The organism is Planosporangium flavigriseum, assembly GCF_011947225.1.
GTDB lineage: Bacteria > Actinomycetota > Actinomycetes > Mycobacteriales > Micromonosporaceae > Planosporangium > Planosporangium flavigriseum.
On sequence record NZ_JAATVW010000002.1, the window covers coordinates 273,824 to 291,326 of the forward strand.

The window sequence follows — 17,503 nt, forward strand, 5'->3', positions numbered from 1 at the left end:
TCCTTTGTAAGTAATCAGTCACTAACTATCGAACGCAAAAAAAATTCAGTCCGATCCGCCGTTCAGCGCCTCGCCCAACTGCTCCTCCATCCGCGGCAGCCCGACGGCGGCGAGCACGTTGAGCAGCATCCCGCGCCCCATGAACTCGATGACCTGCTCGGAGCCGGCACCCGAGATCCGCTCGACCTGCTGCCACAGCTCGGACAGGCGCCGCCGGGCCAGCGCCCGCACGTCGGAGTCCTCACAGGCGGTCGCCCACGTCTGCAACTGCATCTGCAGGATCTCGCGGTTGTCGAGGAGCGAGTTGTACGCGTGCCCCATCGCCTCGAGGGCCTCGTCGCCGGTGCGGTCGCCCGCGGCGCGGTCGAACAGGTCCCGCATGTCGTCGAAGCAGCGGTCGACCGTGGCCAGGAAGAGCGCCTTCTTGGACGGGAAGAGCCGGAAAAGGTACGGCTGGGAGACCCCGACCCGGCGCGCGATCGCCTCGGTGCTCGTGCCGGCGTACCCACCCGACCCGAACTCGATCTGCGCCGCGCGCAGCACCAACTCACGCCGCTCGGCGGCGCTCATGCGGGTGCTTCCGGAACTCATGACCCTAGGTTAGTGGTCAATAACTAACGTCGTCAAGTCGGCAGTCTTGGACCCGGCTCGCACAGGCCGGCCATCAAATCGCCGTACTTCTCGACCCGCTCCAGTACGGCCGGGGCGGTCAGCTTGGCCGGAACGACCTTCTTCGACTCGACCTCTTCCCAATGCAGCGGCGTCGACACCGTCGGCGTCGGCTGCGCGCGCAGCGAGTACGGCGTGACGGTCGTCTTCGCCGCGTTGTTCTGGCTCCAGTCGATGAAGACCTTGCCGGAGCGCAGGCTCCTGGTCATCCGGGACACGATCAGATCCGGCTCGGCGCGCTCCAACTCCCGGGCGATGCGATGCGCGTACGCGCTGACCTCCTCATCCGACTGCTCGCCCGAGATCGGGCACGCCAGCTGCATGCCCTTCTTCCCGGAGGTCTTCGGGTACGCCTCGATGCCGTCGGCCGCGAGGCGCTCGCGCATGATCAGCGCCACCGTGCAGCACTCCTGGATGCCGGCCGGCGGGCCCGGGTCCAGGTCGACGATCAGCCGGTCGGGGCCGGCCGAGCCGATCGTCCACTGCGGAGTGTGCAGCTCCAGCGCGGCCAGATTGGCCAGCCAGATCAGGGTCGGCAGATCGTCGCAGACGATGTACTCGACCATCTCCCGGTCCTTGGTCGACCCCGGCGACGGCAGCGTCGCCGTGCGGACCCAGTCCGGGGTGCCGGCGGGGGCGTTCTTCTCGAAGAATCCCTTGGCCTGCACGCCGTTGGGGTACCGGATCCGGGTCACCGGGCGATCGCGAAGATGCGGCAGGATCGCCGGAGCGATGCGGGTGTAGTAGTCGATGACCTCGCCCTTGGTGAAACCGGCCTCCGGATAGAGCACCTTGTCCAGATTGGACAGCTCAAACTCCCGACCGTCCACCTTGACCAGCACCCGTTCACTCATCGACCACTTCTTCCACAGTCTTGTCCGGCCGCAGCCGGAGGAACCGGGGGAACCGCAGACGGCCGTCGCGGGTACGCTCCGCGAACTTCACCTCAACCACCACCTCTGGGCGTACCCACACCGCGGTGCGCGAATCCTCCCGCGGAAGCGGCTGTGCGAACGGCGAACCGGTCACGACCAGGGGCTCCAGCGCGGCCAGCAACTCCCGCTGCGCCGCGGCGGAGATGCCTCCCCCGACCCGGCCCCGGAAGACGAGACCGCCTGCGCGGCCGTCTGCGGGGCCGTCTGCGGGGCCGCCTGCGGGGCCGCCTGCGGGGCCGCCTGGCGCCGGCACGCCGATCAGCAGACCACCGATGGCCCGGGCGCCGGGGCGCCAGCCGCCGACGACGAAGTCCCCCGTGTGCTCCGACTTCACCTTGACCCAGTCCGGTGAGCGCAGCCCCGGCCGGTACGGGGCCGCCAGCCGCTTGGCGACGACGCCTTCGAGGCCGTGCTCGCGGCTCGCCGCCTGGGTGGCTGGCCCGTCGTCGAACGCCGGGGGCACCAGCCACCGCTCGCCCGCCACGCCGAGTTCCTCCAGCAGGCCGCGCCGCTGGGCGTACGGGACGTCGAGCAGGTCCACACCGCCCAACCGGAGCACGTCGAAGACCAGGTACGTGACCGGGATCGTGGCGGCGAGTCGGGTCGCCTTGTGGCTGTCGCGTACGTGCATCCGCTCGGCCAGATCCCGGAAGGAGGGCCGACCGGCGGCGTCCATGACGACGATCTCGCCGTCGAGAACCGCGTCACCCACCCCGGCGAGGCCGGCCAGCTCCGGATACCCCGCGGTGATGTCGTTACCTCGGCGGCCGTAGAGCCGGGCGGCACCGCCACCGCACGCGGCGATCGCGCGGACCCCGTCCCACTTCAGCTCGTACCCCCAGCCCGAGCCCACGGGCAGCGCGCCCGCGGTGGCGAGCATGGGCGCGAAAGGTGAGCCGGACACGCATCCGATGCTAAGGCTTCACCACCATCTGTCGATGAGGTATCGAAGCGGAACAGCTCGCGCGCAGCGCACCATCGATGCGATCATGGACATGTTGCCTGGTCAGCGGAGGTATCGCAGCATCTTCGCGGGGGTACGTTGCCATCGACGGCCACCACGGGGAGCGTACGGGGGCACTTTTAAGGGGGTTTGGGGTATGCGGTCCATCTGGAAGGGTGCGGTCTCTTTCGGGCTGGTGTCCATCTCGGTGAAGCTGTACTCGGCCACCGAGGAGAAAGACATCCGCTTTCACCAGGTGCACCGTGAGGACGGTGGCCGGATCCGCTACAAGCGGACCTGCTCGGTGTGCGGGCAGGAGGTCACCTACGACGACATCGCCAAGGGGTACGACCTCGGCGGCGGCGAGATGGTCATCCTGACCGACGAAGACTTCGCCGACCTGCCGCTGACCACCAGCCACGCGATCGACGTGCTGGAGTTCGTACCCGTTGAGCAGGTCGACCCGATCCTCTACGCCAAGGCCTACTACCTGGAGCCCGACGGCTCCGCCACCAAGCCCTATGTGCTGCTGCGCGACGCCCTGAGCCGCACCGACCGGGTGGCCATCGTGAAGGTGGCGCTCCGCCAGCGCGAGCAGCTGGCGACCCTGCGCGTACGCGACGACGTGCTGGTCCTCAACACCATGCTGTGGCCCGACGAAGTACGCAAACCGACCTTCGAGTTCCTCGGCGAGGACGTGGAGGCGCGCCCCGCAGAGCTGGCGATGGCCGGTTCGCTGATCGAGTCGATGGCGGCGGACTTCGACCCGACCGAGTACACCGACAACTACCGGGCGGCGCTGCAGGAGGTCATCGACGCCAAGGCGGCCGGCCGCGAGGTGGTCGCCCCCGAGGAAGAAGCGCCCGCACAGGGCGGTGCCATCGATCTGATGGCCGCACTGCGCGCCTCCGTCGAGCGCGCCCGGAGCGCCCGCGGCGAATCGGATGGCGACGGCGCCCAGCCAACCCCGATCGACTCGGCCCGGTCCGGGGCTAAGAAGGCCCAGCCGGCGAAGAAAACGGCGCCTGCGAAGAAGGCCACCCCGGCTAAGAAGACGGCAGCCAAGAAGACGGCAGCCAAGAAAGCGGCCGAGCCGGCCAAGAAGGCAGCAGCGAAGAAGACCACGCGCGCGAAGAAGACCGCCTAGCGCTCTCCCATGATCCTGAAGAGTTTTCCGTCCTAGGGCGGAAAACTCTTCAGGATCATGAAACAGGAGGGAGCAGGCTACTCGCCGAGGTTCACGACGGTCAGCTCGCCGTCCGCGTACCGCGCCCTCACGACCTTCTTGTCGAACTTGCCCACACTGGTCTTCGGCACCGCCTCGATGAACGCCCACCGCTCCGGCAGCTGCCATTTGGCCACCCGGCCGGCGAGGAAGTCGCGCAGCTCGTCGACGGTCGCAGTCGTACCCTCCTTGAGCACGACCGTCGCGAACGGCCGCTCGCTCCACTTCTCGTCGGGCACGCCGACGACGCACGCCTCCAGCACCGCCGGGTGCGCCATCAGCGCGTTCTCCAGGTCGACGGAGCTGATCCACTCGCCGCCGGACTTGATGACGTCCTTGGCGCGGTCGGTGAGGGTGAGGTAGCCGTCGGGCGACAGGGTGCCGACGTCACCCGTACGCAGCCAGCCGTCGCGGAACTTGTCCGGGTCCGGTTCGCTCTCCCCCACGTACCGATCGGTGATCCACGGCCCACGGACCTCGAGCTCACCCACGGACTCGCCGTCGGCGGGCATGACGTCGCCGAGTGGGCCGACGATGCGGGCCTCGACCGAGGCCGGGACCCGGCCCTGGGTGTACCGGTAGGTCCAGCTCTCTTCCTCGCTCACCCCGGCCGGCGGGCGGGCGACCGAGCCCAGCGGGGACATCTCCGTCATGCCCCAGGCATGGATGATCTCGATGCCGTGGCGCTCGGAGAACGCGTGCATGAGCGCGGGTGGGCACGCCGCGCCGCCGACCACGACCTCCTTCATCGACGAGACGTCCGTCGGGTGGGCGTCGAGGTAGGCGAGCAGGTCGTTCCAGATCGTCGGGACGGCGCCGCCGTGGGTGGGCCTGACCTGCTCGATCATCGCGGCGAGCGGGGCAGCCTGCAGGAAGCGGTCCGGCATCAGCAGTGACGCGCCGCCCATGAAGGACGCGTACGGCAGGCCCCACGCCATCGCGTGGAACATCGGCACGATGACCAGCTCCGTGTCGGCCGGGCCGAGCCCGAACGTCTCGGCCATGCACACCTCCATCGAGTGCAGCCAGATGGAGCGGTGCGAGTACGCGACGCCCTTGGGGTTGCCGGTGGTGCCGGAGGTGTAGCACAGCGCGGCAGCGTCGTTCTCGTCGAGAACCGGCCAGTCGTACGTGTCTGGCTTGCCGGCGAGCAGGTCGTCCCACCGGTGCAGGCGGACGTGCGAAGCGGCCTCGAGGGGCGACGTGTCGCCGGCCCCGACCACGACCACGTGCTCGACGGTCGTCATCTGCGGGAGCACCCGTGCCAGCAGCGGGATCAGCGTGCCGTCGACGATGACGACCTTGTCCTCGGCGTGGTTGGCGATGTAGGTGACCTGCTCCGGGAAGAGTCTGATGTTGAGCGTGTGCAAGACGGCGCCCATGCTGGGCACCGCGAAGTACGCGATGAGGTGCTCCGCGTTGTTCCACATGAACGTGCCGACCCGCTGGTCGCCGGTCACGCCAAGGTCCTCGCGGAGCGCGTGGGCGAGCTGCGCCGCCTGGCGGCCGACCTCGGAGAAGGCGGTCCGGCGCGGGCCCGCGTCGGTCCAGGTGATCACCTCGGCCCTGCCGTGAACGGTCCTGCCGTGCTCCAGAAGCCGCGACACCAGCAGCGGCGTCGCCATCATCGTGCTCTTCATACCCAGACGCTAGTGCTCACCATCACAGTGACGGAAGAGCATCTGGCCGGCGTCTACCGAACGGTAACCAAACAGCCGATGGGCCACCCCGACCGGAAGGCGATCGGGGTGGACGTGCCTCATGAGGTGCGGCTGCCGTACCCGGACGTTAGCGTTCGGTACGTGCGCGCCGCGCGAGTCCTGCCACCGGCCCGACTGGCGGTTGGCGCGCTCGTCTTTGTCATGACGATGGGCCTACTGGGTGTGCTGACGTCGTCCACCCACAGTTCACGGTCGGCCCCCAGAGACCCCACACCGACCGACTTCTCGTTAGGGCCGAGGGACAAGACGGCCCGCGGGGACGATCTGGTGTCCGTCACCACCCTGGCCCGCAACCTCGACGTTCCGTGGGGCATCACCTTCCTGCCCGACGGGGGCGCGCTGGTGACCGAACGGCAGACGCTGCGGATTCTCCGGGTCGGTCCGGAGCGGGGACCGACCGGCGACTTGACCGTGACCCGGGTAGCCACCATCACGGAGGCGTACTCCAACAACGAGGGGGGCCTACTCGGGATCGCCGCCTCGCCGAACTTCGCCCGGGACAACACGGTCTTCCTCTTCTACACGACCAGGGTCGACAACCGGATCGCGAAACTTCGGCTCGGCGGACGGCCCGTGCCGATCCTCACCGGCATCCCGCACGCCGGGGTCCACAACGGCGGCCGGCTCATGTTCGGCCCCGACGGCTACCTCTACGCGACCACCGGCGACGCGTCGCGGGCCGGGCACTCGCAGGACCTCGGCGACCTCGGCGGAAAGATCCTCCGGATGACCACGGACGGCAAACCCGCTCCCGGCAACCCGTTCCCCCACTCGCTGGTCTGGACGTACGGCCACCGCAATCCGGAGGGCCTGGCCTGGGACCGCGAAGGAAACCTGTACTCCGCCGAGATCGGTGAAGCGGTGTGGGACGAACTCAACGTCATCGTGCCGGGCCGGAACTACGGCTGGCCAGAGGTTCAAGGGATCGGCAACGATCCGCACTACGTCGACCCGATCGTGACATGGCGCCCCGAAGTGGGCGTCTCCAACGGCGTCGTGATCGTCGGCCGGGTCGCGGTCGTCACCTGCCTGCGCGGCCAGCGGATCTATCTGGTGCGCCTCACCAACGCCATCACGACCGGGCTGGGCAGCCGGCGGGTCGATGGCGAAGGAGTCGGCACGTCCAGCATCCGGTGGCGGCCCGGTGCCGGCGTCGCGAGCCGCCCCATCGAGGCGCTGACCGCCAAGTACGGCCGCCTCCGCGCCGCGATCCAGGCACCCGACGGCAGCGTCTGGCTGACGACGTCCAACCGGGACGCGCGAAACCAACCGGTCCCGGAGGACGACCGGATCCTGCGGCTCACCCTGCACCCGCCGAGCGCGAGCCCGACCGGGAACCCGCCGTGATCGGCTACGGCGTGGTGCCACCGCTGACGGCGCCGATACCGCCCATGAGGACGACCCAGACCGAGATGAGGATCGCGGGCAACATGACGACGTATCCCATCACGAGGCCGGCAACCGCCATGCCATGACCGGACTTCCGGCCACTCCTGGTCTCGCCGAGGGCGACATGCCCGAAGATCACGGCGAGGATCGACGGGACACCGAACGAGCAGCAACCGGATACCAGGCCGATGATGGCCAGGACCATCGAGGCGACCGCCATTCCGGACGTCGGCAACTGCTGCTGAATCACGTACACGGGCTGTGGGCTGTACGGCGCCGGCAATGTGGGCTGGCCGGGCGGAGCCTGGTGTGGCGGCGGACCCTGTGGTTGGCCCGGCTCGAGGTGCGGAGCGGTCACTGGTACGAGTGTCACCGTGCGTATCCAGATCGTCGCCGGGCGATCGGTCCTATTTGTCAGTCATTGTGCGGACACACTTCCGTCGGGAAATCGCGCCACCAACAGTGCTCGGATATATGGGAAAGCCCGGCCAAGAAAGGCCGGACGCGCCCTGACCAGACCAGGCTTGTCGACTGTGCGCCGGCGTCAGGTATAAGCCGTTTGCCCCATATGGAGGCAGTCGTCCGTCAGGCGTACGGCTCGGATTTGCGCCGACCAAGCCCGGTTCTCTATCTGGTCTCGTCGCTATGCCGATCTACGGGGAGTAAGCCGATGCCGCAGCGACACCCGCCCGTTGGATGGTGTGGCTGCGAATGGATGGACGAGGCCCGACCGGCGCGGATGAGTGCCGCCGATGCGTCGTCCGCCCATGACATGGAGGTGGTTATGAACGTTGGTTCCGCATCCAGTCAGTCTCCGATAGCGGAGCTGACCCGCCTTGCGGTGGCTGCTCGTACGGCCAAGCACGCAGAGCAGCAGGCAACGTCGCCGGCAGTACAGGCGCTCCAACTGGAGAACGTGAAGGCGATCGCGGCCGGAAAGATCGACACCTACGCCTGACCGAGAGTCAGGACGGCGCGCCGCCGCACCGCTCCGCCGGTGCGGCGGCGCGCCGTCACTTCCACTTGAAGTGCACGAACAGCCGCCCGAAGTTCTTGGAGTCCTTCTCGACCCGGTGGTACAGGGCCTTGATCTCCTTCTGATCGAGAAACCGCAGCACCCGCTTCTTGAGCTGTCCGGACCCCTTCCCGGGAATGATCTCCACGAGGGTGGCCTTCTTCTGGACCGCCTCGGCGATGATCCCGTTCAGCGCCCGTTCGATGTCGCCGCTGCGGTTGTAGATGTCGTGCAGGTCGAGCTTGAGCTTCACGTGCGTCCTCTCCGGTATCAGCCCAGCCCAGCGTACGTGTCTGCCGGATCACCCGAAAACCGTTGCAGGGTCTCGGAACCGCTCCTAAGGTGGGCGGTACACGTGAAAGGAGGTGGTCCAAAGTTGTGTAGTTCTTGGACTCGTGAGGTGACTGTCCGCTAGTCGCCGTCCTCTGGACTCTGAGTAGTCGAGGCCGCACGGCGGCTCGGCGAATCCCAGACAGTTACCCGACCCCCGGGGTCCGGCCTAGTCCAGCCGGTCCACGCGAACGCGTGGAACCCCGGGGGTCGTCCTATTTCTGGCCGTCTACGCCCAGGACGTCGTACACCCCGGTGACCTGGAGGACGTTGCGGACGGTGCCGTGGCAGTTGACGACGTCGAAGGCGATGCCGTGCCGCTGCGCGGTGCGGTAGCCGCCGATGAGGGCGGCGATGCCGCTCGAGTCGAGGAACCGCAGGGACTCGAAGTCCAACAGCAACCGGTCCACACCCTCCTCGCTGAGGATCTTGTCCATAGCGGCGCGCAACTCGTCGACGGTGCCGATGTCCACCTCGCCGCTGACGGCAAGGCAGATCACGCCGGGGCTGAGGGTGGACCGGATCAGGCCCAACCGCCCCGACTCCATACCGTGATCCGCGGCAACCATCGACACTCCTCGGGTGAGCGGCGGACCGCCCGGGTGCAACCGTTACGCGTGCGTACAGTACCGGTTAGCCCCGGCGCTGTTGAGCCTATCGGCGAGGCGCGTTCGGGTGTTGCCAGCGCGGATGGGCGGTGACCGGCACCCATGCGTCAGCGACCGCCCGATTTGCCCCGACTCGGCCGGATCGTGGCCGGCGAAGCCGACGCTGAGCGACAGCGGGTGCGCGGAGTACGCACGTGAGCAGCGTGGCGGTGTCGTCAGGCCGGGCCGCTCCCGGTTCGGGCCATCCGCAGTCTGCGGTGCGCCGCCATCCGCACCGGAGCGTTGGCGGCGCCGTAGCCGGCGTACCCGCCGACCCGCTGGACCACCTCGAAGAACACCCGCGAACCCAGCACCTCGGTGTAGAAGTGCAGCAGCTCGCCGTGCTCGTCGCGGTCGTAGAGCACCGAGTACTCCCGCAGCGCGGCGAGCAGGTCCGCCGGAAGGTTCAGCCGTGCGTCGAGATCGTCGTAGTAGTTGTCCGGAATCTCCAGCAACGGCGCGCCGAGGGCGCGCATGGCCCGCGCGCTGGCGATGGCGTCATCGGTGACGAAGGAGATGTGCTGCGGGTCCGGGACGCCCGGCGCCCAGTCACCGCGGCGCAGCAGCGCGACGCTTAGCGCGATCCGGACCTGGTGGCTCGGGTCGGCGACCGCACGGCTGCGGATCAGGCCGAACGGCGCGGCGAACTCCGTCACCGGCTCCGGGTCGAGCCCGAGCACCGCACGGTAGAACAAGGCCGCCTCGTCGAAGTGATCGAACGGCTGGGTGAGCGCGACATGATCGGTCCTGATGAGACCGGCGCCGGCGCCCAGGGCGGTGCCGGTGGTGGTGAAGTCGGACACCCAGCTGGACGCGTCGTCGGCACCCGTACGGCAGAAAAATACCGAGGTACCGTCGGGCGCGGCGACCGCGGAAAGGTTCGCCTCGTCCGCGCCACGCGTACGCGGGAGCACCGGCGCGAGCAGCGCCTCGGCGCGGCGTGCGGAGCGGGCCGGATCGGCGCTCTCCACCGCCAGCGCGCTGACCGCCGCACCACCGGGGCACCCCGTGCCCTGCGAGGCCGCGTTGAGCAGCACTCGGGCGCTGCCCTGCTGCCACAGCTGTACCGGCTTGGAGCGGTGCTGCCCGGTGTGGGTGAAGCCCAGCGCCGCCAGCGCGCCCGCGACCTGCGGGCCGGAGACCTCGTCGACAGCCAGTTCGGTGAAGGCGTATCCGCTCAGGTCGGGTGCTGGTGGCAGGTCGGCGATGCGCACCCGCTCCCGTACCGCCGCCGGGCCACTCCCGCTCAGCCGCTCCTGCAGGTCGATCAGCGAGCGCATCGCGTCGACCGCGGCGCGCTCGGGATCGGCTTGCCGGAACACGTCGTTGAAGACTTCGAGGGACAGCGGGCCGCCGTACCCGGCCGCGAGCACGTGGCCGACGAAGGCGGGCAGGTCGAAGGCGCCCTGGCCAGGGAAGAGCCGGTGGTGCCGGCTCCACTGCAACACGTCCATCTCCAGCCGGGGTGCGTCGGCCAGCTGAAGGAAGAACAACTTCGCGCCGGGGATGTCGCGGATGGCGGCCGGGTCCGAGCCGCGGGAGAGCACGTGGAAGCTGTCCAGGCACAGGCCCAGCGCGGGATGGTCGGCGCGCCGCACGATCTCCCACGAGTGGTCGTACGTGTTGACGAACCGGCCCCAGGCCAGCGCCTCGTACGCGATCCGCACGCCCCGCTCGGCCGCGAGCGCGGCCAGGGCGTACAGCTGCTCGGCGGCGAGGTCGTCGTCGTCCACCGCGGCCGGGGAGACCGACGAGCACACCAGCATCGTGTCGGCGCCGAGCTGCTCCATCAGGTCGAACTTGAGCGCAGCCCGCCGCAGGTTCGCCGCGAGCAGCTCCCCGGGGACCGCCTCGAAGTCACGGAACGGCTGGTAGAGGTCGATGGACAGGCCCAGGTCAGCGCAGCGCTCGCGGACCTGCTTCGGCGACAGCGGCGAGGCGATGAGATCGTTTTCGAAGATCTCCACGCCGTCGAAGCCGGCTGCGGCAGCGGCCGCCAGCTTGTCCTCCAGCGTGCCGGACAGGCAGACGGTCGCGATTCCGCGGCGGATCCACTTCTCACCCTCGGACATCGGCGGTACGCCCTTCGGTCGTGGGGTCGGCTTCTGTCGCCACGTCGGCGACGAGCGTCGCGAAGTGACGCAGCATCCGGCCGGCGTCTGGCTCGACGCCGGTGAACAGCCGGAACGCGTCCACCGCCTGGAAGACGGCCATCCCGCCGCCGTCGAGGACGCTGCAGCCACGGGCTCGCGCGGTGGTCACCAGTTGGGTGTTCAACGGCCGGTACACGACGTCGGCCACCCAGAGCTCCGGCCGGAGCAGCTCGACCGGTACGGGTAGCCCCGGGTGGGCGGCCATGCCGGTGGGCGTCGCATGTACGAGGCCGTCGGCCTCAGCCAGCGCGGTGGCCAGTTCCGCCCCGCCGTCGTCCAACCGGTCCGCGACGGCCCGGCCGGCACCGAAGCGCGCGCACAGCGCGGCGGCGAGCGCCGCGGCGCGCTGTGCGTCGAGGTCGAGGATGCGAACCACGCCGGCGCCCAACGTCAGCAGCGCGTGGGCGACGGCCGCTCCGGCGCCACCGGCCCCGAGCAGCACCACCCGGTCCAAGGTGGCGTCCGGCAGCCCGCGGGCGATGCTGCGGGCGAATCCCGACCAGTCGGTGTTGTGGCCGACGGCCCTGCCTTCGGTGAAGACGACGGTGTTGACCGCCCCCATGGCGGCGGCGTCGGCGGACAGCTCGTCGAGGTGCTCGATTACCACCTGCTTGCACGGGTGGGTGATGTTCAGCCCGTCGTAGCCGGCCAACCGGGCGGCGGCCAGGATCTCACCGATCGCCGTCGCCGGCAGTCCCAGCTCGTCGAGGTCAAGCCGCCGGTACAGGTAGCGAATGCCGAGCTCGTCGGCGGCGCGCTCGTGCATCGCCGGGCTCAACGACGGGCCGATGCCCGCCCCCACCAAGCCGATGAGGTAACTCCGCTGGCCGCTCATGACCTCTCCTCCGGAAATGCTGGCAATGAACGAACCAGCTAGTTAGTTGTACCGCATGAGGTGAAATGAGGGAATAGCCTCGGGTCAAACGAACGGCGCGCCGCGGCCCCCTACAGTGGGGGATCAACATGTCCGTTGTGAGAGGAGCCCAGGTGGGCGCACCGCTGTCCAAGGAAGCGCCGGCCGACCACTCCCCCGGCGGCCCGGAGCGGCAGCGCGATGCCGAGCGAACCCGCACCGAGATCCTCGACGTAGCCACCAGGGAGTTCGCGGACAAGGGCTACAGCGGCGCCCGGGTGGACGAGATAGCCGCCAAGACCAGCACCACCAAGCGGATGATCTACTACTACTTCGGGGGCAAGGAACAGCTCTACGTCGCCGCGCTCGAGCGGGCGTACGCCCTGATCCGCTCAATCGAGCAGGAACTCGACGTCGAGCACCTCGACCCGATCGACGCCATTCGGCAACTGGCCGAGCTGACCTTCGACCACCACGAATCGCACCCGGACTTCATCCGGCTCGTCAGCATCGAGAACATCCACCGCGCCGAGCACATCGCGACGTCGTCTGCCCTGTCCAGCCTGGCCAATCCGGCACTGGAGGTCCTCGCTCGCATCCTCGACCGGGGACGCGCGGCCGGCCACTTCCGCGGCGACGTCGACGCGCTCGACGTACACATGATGATCAGCGCGTTCTGCATCTTCCGAACGGCCAACCAGCACACGTTCAAGGCCATCTTCGGCCGGGACATGCTCGACCCGGAGCGCCGCGCCCACTACCGCACGATGCTCGGCGACATGGTCCTGGAGTACCTGACCGCACGCTGATCCGGAGGACCCGACGCGGCGGTGAAATTCGGGCGCGGCCCCACTTGACAGGTGTCGGCCGTCACTTCACCATCTGGTTAGTTACCAGCGCATTACCTAACTGTTTCGTTCATAGCCCCGTCGCCGCTCCATCGGGAGACCCCACGTCGAGCGACGCCGCCCTGCCGACTGCGCAGCGGTGCCAAACCAACGGCACAGCGCGGTCACCCGAGACGACACCGGGAATCCGGCCCGATCGCCCGCCGTTCTCGTACCGAAGCAATGACCGAGGAGCACCACGTGACCGCTGAGCCAGCCGTCCCCACCGCGGGCGCCACCGTCCCAGAGGGCAAACCCCGGAAGGCGGCCCTCGCCGCCTGGATCGGGAGCGCCCTCGAGTACTACGACTTCTTCATCTACGGCACCGCAGCGGCGCTGGTCTTCGGCAAGATCTTCTTCCCCACGTCGGCCCCCGCGACCGGGACGCTGCTGGCTCTCGCCACCTTCGGGGTTGGCTACCTGGCCCGGCCCGTCGGCGCGTTCATCCTCGGTCACGTCGGCGACAAGTTCGGCCGCAAGCGCATCCTCGTCTTCACGCTCCTGTTGATGGGCATCTCGACCTTCCTGGTCGGCTGCCTGCCCACGTACAACCAGGTGGGGGCGGCCGCGCCGGCCCTACTGGTGGCACTGCGGCTGTTGCAGGGCCTCTCGGCAGCGGGTGAGCAGGCCAGCGCGAACTCCATGACGCTCGAGCACTCGCCGCAGAACCGGCGCGGGTACTACACGAGCTTCACCCTCAACGGCACCCAGGCCGGGCAACTCCTCGCCACCGCGGTGTTCCTGCCGATCGCCGCCCTCCCGAAGGACGCGCTGCTCAGCTGGGGCTGGCGGGTCCCGTTCTGGCTCAGCGCCGTCGTCGCGGTGGTCGGCATGGTCATCCGGCGCACGCTCGAGGAGACGCCCGTCTTCCAGCAGGCGGTCGCCAGCAACACCGTTGCCAAGCTTCCGCTGGCCGTACTGTTCCGGGACCACTGGGCCGACGTGCTGCGCGTCGTGGCGGCGGCGATCATCGCTTCGGTCAGCACGATCTTCACGGTCTACGCACTGTCCTACGCGGTGAACACGGTCGAGCTGCAGAAGTCGACCATGCTCTGGGTCGGTGTCGCGGCCAACGCGGTCGCACTCCTGGCGATCCCGCTCTGGGCGAGCCTGTCGGACCGGATCGGGCGTAAGCCGGTGTTCATCACCGGCGCCGCCGGCTGCGCGGTACTGATCTTCGCGTACCTGTGGTCGATCTCCACGGGTAGCTACGCACTGATCTTCGTCTTCGGCGTCCTCATGCTCGGGGTCGTCTACAGCGCGTCCAACGGGATCTGGCCGTCGTTCTACGGCGAAATGTTCAGCACCCAGGTCCGACTGTCCGGCATGGCCATCGGTACCCAGATCGGCTTCGCCATCGGCGGCTTCTCCCCCACCATCGCGACGGCCCTCGCCGGGCCGAGGGGAGACAACTGGCTCGGGGTCGCCATCTTCACCGCCGCGCTATGCGCGATCGCGGCCGTCGCCGCGGCGACCGCCCGCGAGACCCACAAGGTACCCACGGAGGAGCTGGGCACGAAGCCGGCGGCCGTACCGCCGGTAGCCGTCGCGGCGACCGCTGAGGCCTGACGGCGCCTACATCTCGCCTGCGGCGCCCGTCCCGTCATTCGGGGCGGGCGCCGTCGCGTTCTGTGGAATAGATCACGACGAGATTGACGGCAGCTGGTCCGAAGTCGACCGTGACGGTTATGACCAGCCGTCCTCAACCGGACGTGACCGACGAGACCTCGGCGGAGTTGGCTCGACTCCGCAACGCCATCGCGTGCGAGTTACACGCCCAACTCGCCCTGCGCGGCGAAACCATCAATCTGGCCGAGGTCACCGAAGTCGCCTACGCCGTCGCCATCCAGCTCGGGAAAGCATTTCGGATCGAGTGGGCGCCCGGGCAGGAATCCGATCGGGACGACGACGACCCTCTCAGCCTGGACGCAGCGGTCTTCTACGGGTCGGCCATGCCGACCGAAGGCAACGAGCGGTACCCGATCTTCGACCGGGAGTGGCCCTACCGCTCCTGACGCACCTCTTCGATGAGACTTTCACCGGAGCCCTGCCGCGACTCCCACGACCAAGCCTCGTGCATCCGTACCCGCCCGTCCGGCAGTACGACCATTCGCGAGGTGCAGCGACCGCTCGCCGTCTCGCCGCTGGTGTTGAGGTGTACATAGCGGAAGTCGAGGCGGTCGAGGGTACGCGTCCCGACGAGGTAGCCCCGAACGATCGCCCCACCGCCGTAATCCGCCCAGATCGTCTCGCCGTCCTGCCGGTACCTGAAGCGGGTCGCGCCATCGACCTCGCCGCTGGCGGTGTTGCTGATACTGGCGAACGTCTTGCCGTCGATCCCAACGTGGGCAGCGGCGCCTGGACCTGTCGTCACCGCACCATGGTCACATGGGCCCGGGACCGCCACCGCGCGACGCCCCGATCGAGGCGTCGCGCGGTGAAAATCAGAGGGCGGTGCGGATCGTGTCGGCGAGCGACGTGGGCGCGCGACCGATGAGCTTCTCCAGGTCGTTGCCCTCCACGTACAGCTCCCCCTGGGCGAGGCCGCGGTCGCCGTCGGCGAGGACGGCGGCGAACGGCTCGGGCAGACCGACGCTGATCAGGACCTCGGTGTACTTCTCGACCGGCAGGTCGGTGTACGTGACCTGCTTACCGCTCTGCTTCGACACCTCGGTGGCCAGCTCCGCCATCGTGAACGGCGCGCCGCCCAGCTCGTAGACCTTGTTGGTGTGGCCCTCGCCTGTGAGCACCGCGGCGGCGGCCTCCGCGTAGTCGGCGCGGGTTGCGGCGCTGACCTTGCCGTCGCCGGCCGCCCCGACGATCCCGTGCTCGAGGTAGGTCGGCAGCTGGGGGGTGTAGTTCTCGATGTACCAGCTGTTGCGCAGGAACACGTACGGCAGGCCGGAGGCGATGATCTCCTGCTCGGTCGCCTTGTGCTCGACGGCGAGCATCAGGCTGGAGGTGTCGGCGTTGGCGATGCTGGTGTAGACGACCAGTCCGACGCCTGCGTCCTTCGCCGCGGTGACGACGTTGCGGTGCTGCGGCACCCGCTGCCCGGCCTCGCTACCGGAGACGAACATCAGCTTGTCGGCGCCCGCGAACGCGGCCCGCAGCGAGTCGACGTCGTTGTAGTCGGCCGGCTTCACGACCACCCCGCGCTCGGCGAGGTCGGCGGCCTTGGCGACGTCCCGGCCGAGCGCCACGATCTGGTCGGCCGGTACGCCGCGGCGCAGCAGCGACTCGACGATGAGGCGGCCGAGGTGACCGGTGGCGCCGGTGACGACGATGGACATTTGGGGACTCCCTCACAGGCTGTCGGACGATCCGCCTGTGAGCAACGGGAAGGCGCTCCGCTTACTTCCCGATAGCGAGTAGGCACCTTGAAGTTTGTTACATACTGATGGAGAGTAAGCAGGTGGAGCCTAATCCGTACGCCAAAAATTGTGGAAGCCGACAGGTCATCGACCGGATCGGCGACCGGTGGAGCGTCCTGATCGTGCTCACGCTGGCCGACGGCGTGAAGCGGTACAGCGAACTGGCCCAGCGCATCGAAGGGGTGAGCCAGAAAATGCTCACGCAGACGCTGCGCGGACTGGAACGCGACGGGCTGGTAACGCGTACCCCGCACGCCACCGTGCCGCCGCGGGTCGACTACGCACTGACCGACCTCGGCCGCAGCCTGCTCGGCCTCGTCTCCGGACTCGAAGCGTGGGCGACCAGCCACCTCGGCGACGTGGAAGCCGCCCGAGCCCGGTACGACGCGCGCGAAGGCCGCCACGGGTCAGCCGCGTGACGCCTTTTCCTGGTACCGGAACCGGTCGACGATCTGTTGCAACTGCCTGGCCATGCCGCTGAGGCCGGCGCGACGTCTCGCACGATCGTGGCCGTTCAGCTCTGTCCTGCGGGCTCGATGCGACTGGTAACACAAAGAAAAAGAGGGCCGGGTCAATGCCCGGCCCTCTTTTCGCAGTACGGGTTAGCGCTTCTTCGCCGCAGCCTTGGTGGCCTTGGTCGCGACCTTCGCCGCCGACTTCACCGGAGCAGCCTTGGCAACCGACTTCTTGGCCGGAGCGGCCTTGGCGACCGTCTTCTTCGCCGGAGCAACCTTGACGGTGCTCTTGGCCGGAGCGGCCTTGGCGACCGTCTTCTTCGCCGGAGCGGCCTTGGCGACCGTCTTCTTCGCCGGAGCAACCTTGACGGTGCTCTTGGCCGGAGCGGCCTTGGCGACCGTCTTCTTCGCCGGAACGGCCTTGACGGTGCTCTTGGCCGGAGCAGCCTTGGCAACCGTCTTCTTCGCCGGAGCAACCTTGACGGTGCTCTTGGCCGGAGCGGCCTTGGCGACCGTCTTCTTCGCCGGAGCAGCCTTGGTCGCAACAGCCTTGGTCGCGGGGGCGGCCTTGGCCGTGGTCTTCTTGGCAGCGGCGACCTTCGGCAGCTTGCCGCTGGCCACAAGCTCACGGAATCCCGAGCCCGGCCGGAAAGCCGGAACGGAGGTCTTCTTGACCTTCACAACTTCGCCGGTGCGCGGGTTGCGCGCCGTCCGAGCTGCACGAGCCTTCTTCTCGAAGACACCAAAGCCGGTGATGGCAACCTTGTCGCCCTTGGTGACAGCGCGCTGGATCTCGGTCAACACGGCGTCAAGCGCCTGCGTCGCCGTACGCTTGTCACCAAGACGAGCCGTCAGCGCATCAATAAGCTCGGCTTTGTTCACGTTTTCCTCCTGTACCTGAACCCCT

Annotated in this window: 19 protein-coding genes; 7 read left to right on the forward strand and 12 right to left on the reverse strand. The window is 68.6% G+C overall.

All coding sequences use genetic code 11. The features are described from left to right. Nucleotides 1-45: 45 nt before the first annotated feature. Genes HC028_RS04100 through HC028_RS04110 form a run of 3 tightly spaced genes read right to left on the reverse strand, consistent with a single transcriptional unit; the run spans nucleotide 46 to nucleotide 2,508 of the window. Nucleotides 46-591, reverse strand: a complete 546-nt coding sequence (locus HC028_RS04100) for a TetR/AcrR family transcriptional regulator (protein WP_168072923.1) — start codon at nucleotides 589-591, stop codon at nucleotides 46-48. 32 nt (nucleotides 592-623) lie between these two features. Next, on the reverse strand, nucleotides 624-1,523 hold the full coding sequence (gene ligD / locus HC028_RS04105; RefSeq protein WP_168072925.1) for a non-homologous end-joining DNA ligase: 900 nt from the start codon (nucleotides 1,521-1,523) through the stop codon (nucleotides 624-626). Continuing rightward, nucleotides 1,516-2,508 carry an ATP-dependent DNA ligase gene (locus HC028_RS04110; RefSeq protein WP_373313833.1) on the reverse strand — a complete coding sequence of 331 codons (993 nt, stop codon included), beginning with the start codon at nucleotides 2,506-2,508 and terminating at the stop codon, nucleotides 1,516-1,518. The genes ligD and HC028_RS04110 overlap by 8 nt, the downstream gene beginning before the upstream one ends. A 196-nt stretch (nucleotides 2,509-2,704) precedes the next feature. On the opposite strand from HC028_RS04110, the gene ku reads away from it, so the two are divergent. Further along, on the forward strand, nucleotides 2,705-3,694 hold the full coding sequence (gene ku, locus HC028_RS04115; RefSeq protein WP_168072927.1) for a non-homologous end joining protein Ku: 990 nt from the start codon (nucleotides 2,705-2,707) through the stop codon (nucleotides 3,692-3,694). A 77-nt stretch (nucleotides 3,695-3,771) separates the two neighbouring features. Here the strand turns inward: ku and HC028_RS04120 are convergent, their stop codons facing one another. After that, on the reverse strand, nucleotides 3,772-5,412 hold the full coding sequence (locus HC028_RS04120) for a fatty acid--CoA ligase (protein WP_168072929.1): 1,641 nt from the start codon (nucleotides 5,410-5,412) through the stop codon (nucleotides 3,772-3,774). A gap of 12 nt (nucleotides 5,413-5,424) precedes the next feature. Between HC028_RS04120 and HC028_RS04125 the strand changes: the two genes are divergently transcribed. Beyond that, nucleotides 5,425-6,840, forward strand: a complete 1,416-nt coding sequence (locus HC028_RS04125; protein ID WP_338091266.1) for a PQQ-dependent sugar dehydrogenase — start codon at nucleotides 5,425-5,427, stop codon at nucleotides 6,838-6,840. Between the two features lie 4 nt (nucleotides 6,841-6,844). On the opposite strand, the gene HC028_RS27320 is transcribed toward HC028_RS04125, so the two are convergent. Then, nucleotides 6,845-7,240 carry a DUF4190 domain-containing protein gene (locus HC028_RS27320; protein WP_203981152.1) on the reverse strand — a complete coding sequence of 132 codons (396 nt, stop codon included), beginning with the start codon at nucleotides 7,238-7,240 and terminating at the stop codon, nucleotides 6,845-6,847. Between the two features lie 426 nt (nucleotides 7,241-7,666). Here HC028_RS27320 and HC028_RS04135 point away from each other — a divergent pair, with 426 nt between their 5' ends. Next, nucleotides 7,667-7,840, forward strand: a complete 174-nt coding sequence (locus tag HC028_RS04135) for a hypothetical protein (protein WP_168072931.1) — start codon at nucleotides 7,667-7,669, stop codon at nucleotides 7,838-7,840. Between the two features lie 55 nt (nucleotides 7,841-7,895). Here HC028_RS04135 and HC028_RS04140 read toward each other — a convergent pair whose 3' ends face one another. The 4 genes from HC028_RS04140 to HC028_RS04155 form a co-directional block, all read right to left on the reverse strand. Next, nucleotides 7,896-8,150: a Smr/MutS family protein gene (locus HC028_RS04140; protein ID WP_168072933.1), complete on the reverse strand. Its 255-nt coding sequence runs from the start codon at nucleotides 8,148-8,150 to the stop codon at nucleotides 7,896-7,898. A gap of 292 nt (nucleotides 8,151-8,442) precedes the next feature. Further along, nucleotides 8,443-8,796, reverse strand: coding sequence for an STAS domain-containing protein (locus tag HC028_RS04145; protein WP_168072935.1), 354 nt, complete (start codon nucleotides 8,794-8,796; stop codon nucleotides 8,443-8,445). 254 nt (nucleotides 8,797-9,050) lie between these two features. Then, nucleotides 9,051-10,946, reverse strand: a complete 1,896-nt coding sequence (locus HC028_RS04150; protein WP_168072937.1) for a bifunctional sugar phosphate isomerase/epimerase/4-hydroxyphenylpyruvate dioxygenase family protein — start codon at nucleotides 10,944-10,946, stop codon at nucleotides 9,051-9,053. Further along, nucleotides 10,933-11,862 carry a shikimate dehydrogenase gene (locus tag HC028_RS04155; RefSeq protein WP_168072939.1) on the reverse strand — a complete coding sequence of 310 codons (930 nt, stop codon included), beginning with the start codon at nucleotides 11,860-11,862 and terminating at the stop codon, nucleotides 10,933-10,935. Before HC028_RS04155 ends, HC028_RS04150 begins: the two co-directional genes overlap by 14 nt. 152 nt (nucleotides 11,863-12,014) lie before the next feature. On the opposite strand from HC028_RS04155, the gene HC028_RS04160 reads away from it, so the two are divergent. The 3 genes from HC028_RS04160 to HC028_RS26965 all read left to right on the forward strand — a co-directional run bounded on the left by HC028_RS04160 (nucleotide 12,015) and on the right by HC028_RS26965 (nucleotide 14,782). Continuing rightward, complete coding sequence (locus tag HC028_RS04160; RefSeq protein ID WP_239075306.1) at nucleotides 12,015-12,689, forward strand: TetR/AcrR family transcriptional regulator; 675 nt, start codon at nucleotides 12,015-12,017, stop codon at nucleotides 12,687-12,689. A 279-nt stretch (nucleotides 12,690-12,968) separates the two neighbouring features. Then, nucleotides 12,969-14,336 carry an MFS transporter gene (locus HC028_RS04165; RefSeq protein WP_203981153.1) on the forward strand — a complete coding sequence of 456 codons (1,368 nt, stop codon included), beginning with the start codon at nucleotides 12,969-12,971 and terminating at the stop codon, nucleotides 14,334-14,336. Between the two features lie 119 nt (nucleotides 14,337-14,455). Beyond that, nucleotides 14,456-14,782: a hypothetical protein gene (locus HC028_RS26965; RefSeq protein WP_203981154.1), complete on the forward strand. Its 327-nt coding sequence runs from the start codon at nucleotides 14,456-14,458 to the stop codon at nucleotides 14,780-14,782. Here HC028_RS26965 and HC028_RS04175 read toward each other — a convergent pair. Both HC028_RS04175 and HC028_RS04180 read right to left on the reverse strand, forming a co-directional pair. Continuing rightward, complete coding sequence (locus HC028_RS04175) at nucleotides 14,770-15,141, reverse strand: avidin-fold protein (RefSeq protein WP_205861014.1); 372 nt, start codon at nucleotides 15,139-15,141, stop codon at nucleotides 14,770-14,772. The genes HC028_RS26965 and HC028_RS04175 overlap by 13 nt on opposite strands. 70 nt (nucleotides 15,142-15,211) lie before the next feature. Next, nucleotides 15,212-16,060 (reverse strand): SDR family oxidoreductase, encoded by an 849-nt coding sequence (locus HC028_RS04180; RefSeq protein ID WP_168072946.1) that lies wholly within the window; start codon nucleotides 16,058-16,060, stop codon nucleotides 15,212-15,214. Nucleotides 16,061-16,167: 107 nt separating this feature from the next. On the opposite strand from HC028_RS04180, the gene HC028_RS04185 reads away from it, so the two are divergent. Beyond that, entirely contained in the window at nucleotides 16,168-16,560 is a 393-nt protein-coding gene (locus HC028_RS04185; protein WP_168072948.1) for a winged helix-turn-helix transcriptional regulator, read from the forward strand. Between the two features lie 183 nt (nucleotides 16,561-16,743). On the opposite strand, the gene HC028_RS04190 is transcribed toward HC028_RS04185, so the two are convergent. Then, the gene (locus HC028_RS04190) at nucleotides 16,744-17,478 is read right to left on the reverse strand and encodes an HU family DNA-binding protein (protein WP_168072950.1); all 735 of its coding nucleotides are present in this window, start codon (nucleotides 17,476-17,478) and stop codon (nucleotides 16,744-16,746) included. Nucleotides 17,479-17,503 lie beyond the last annotated feature (25 nt).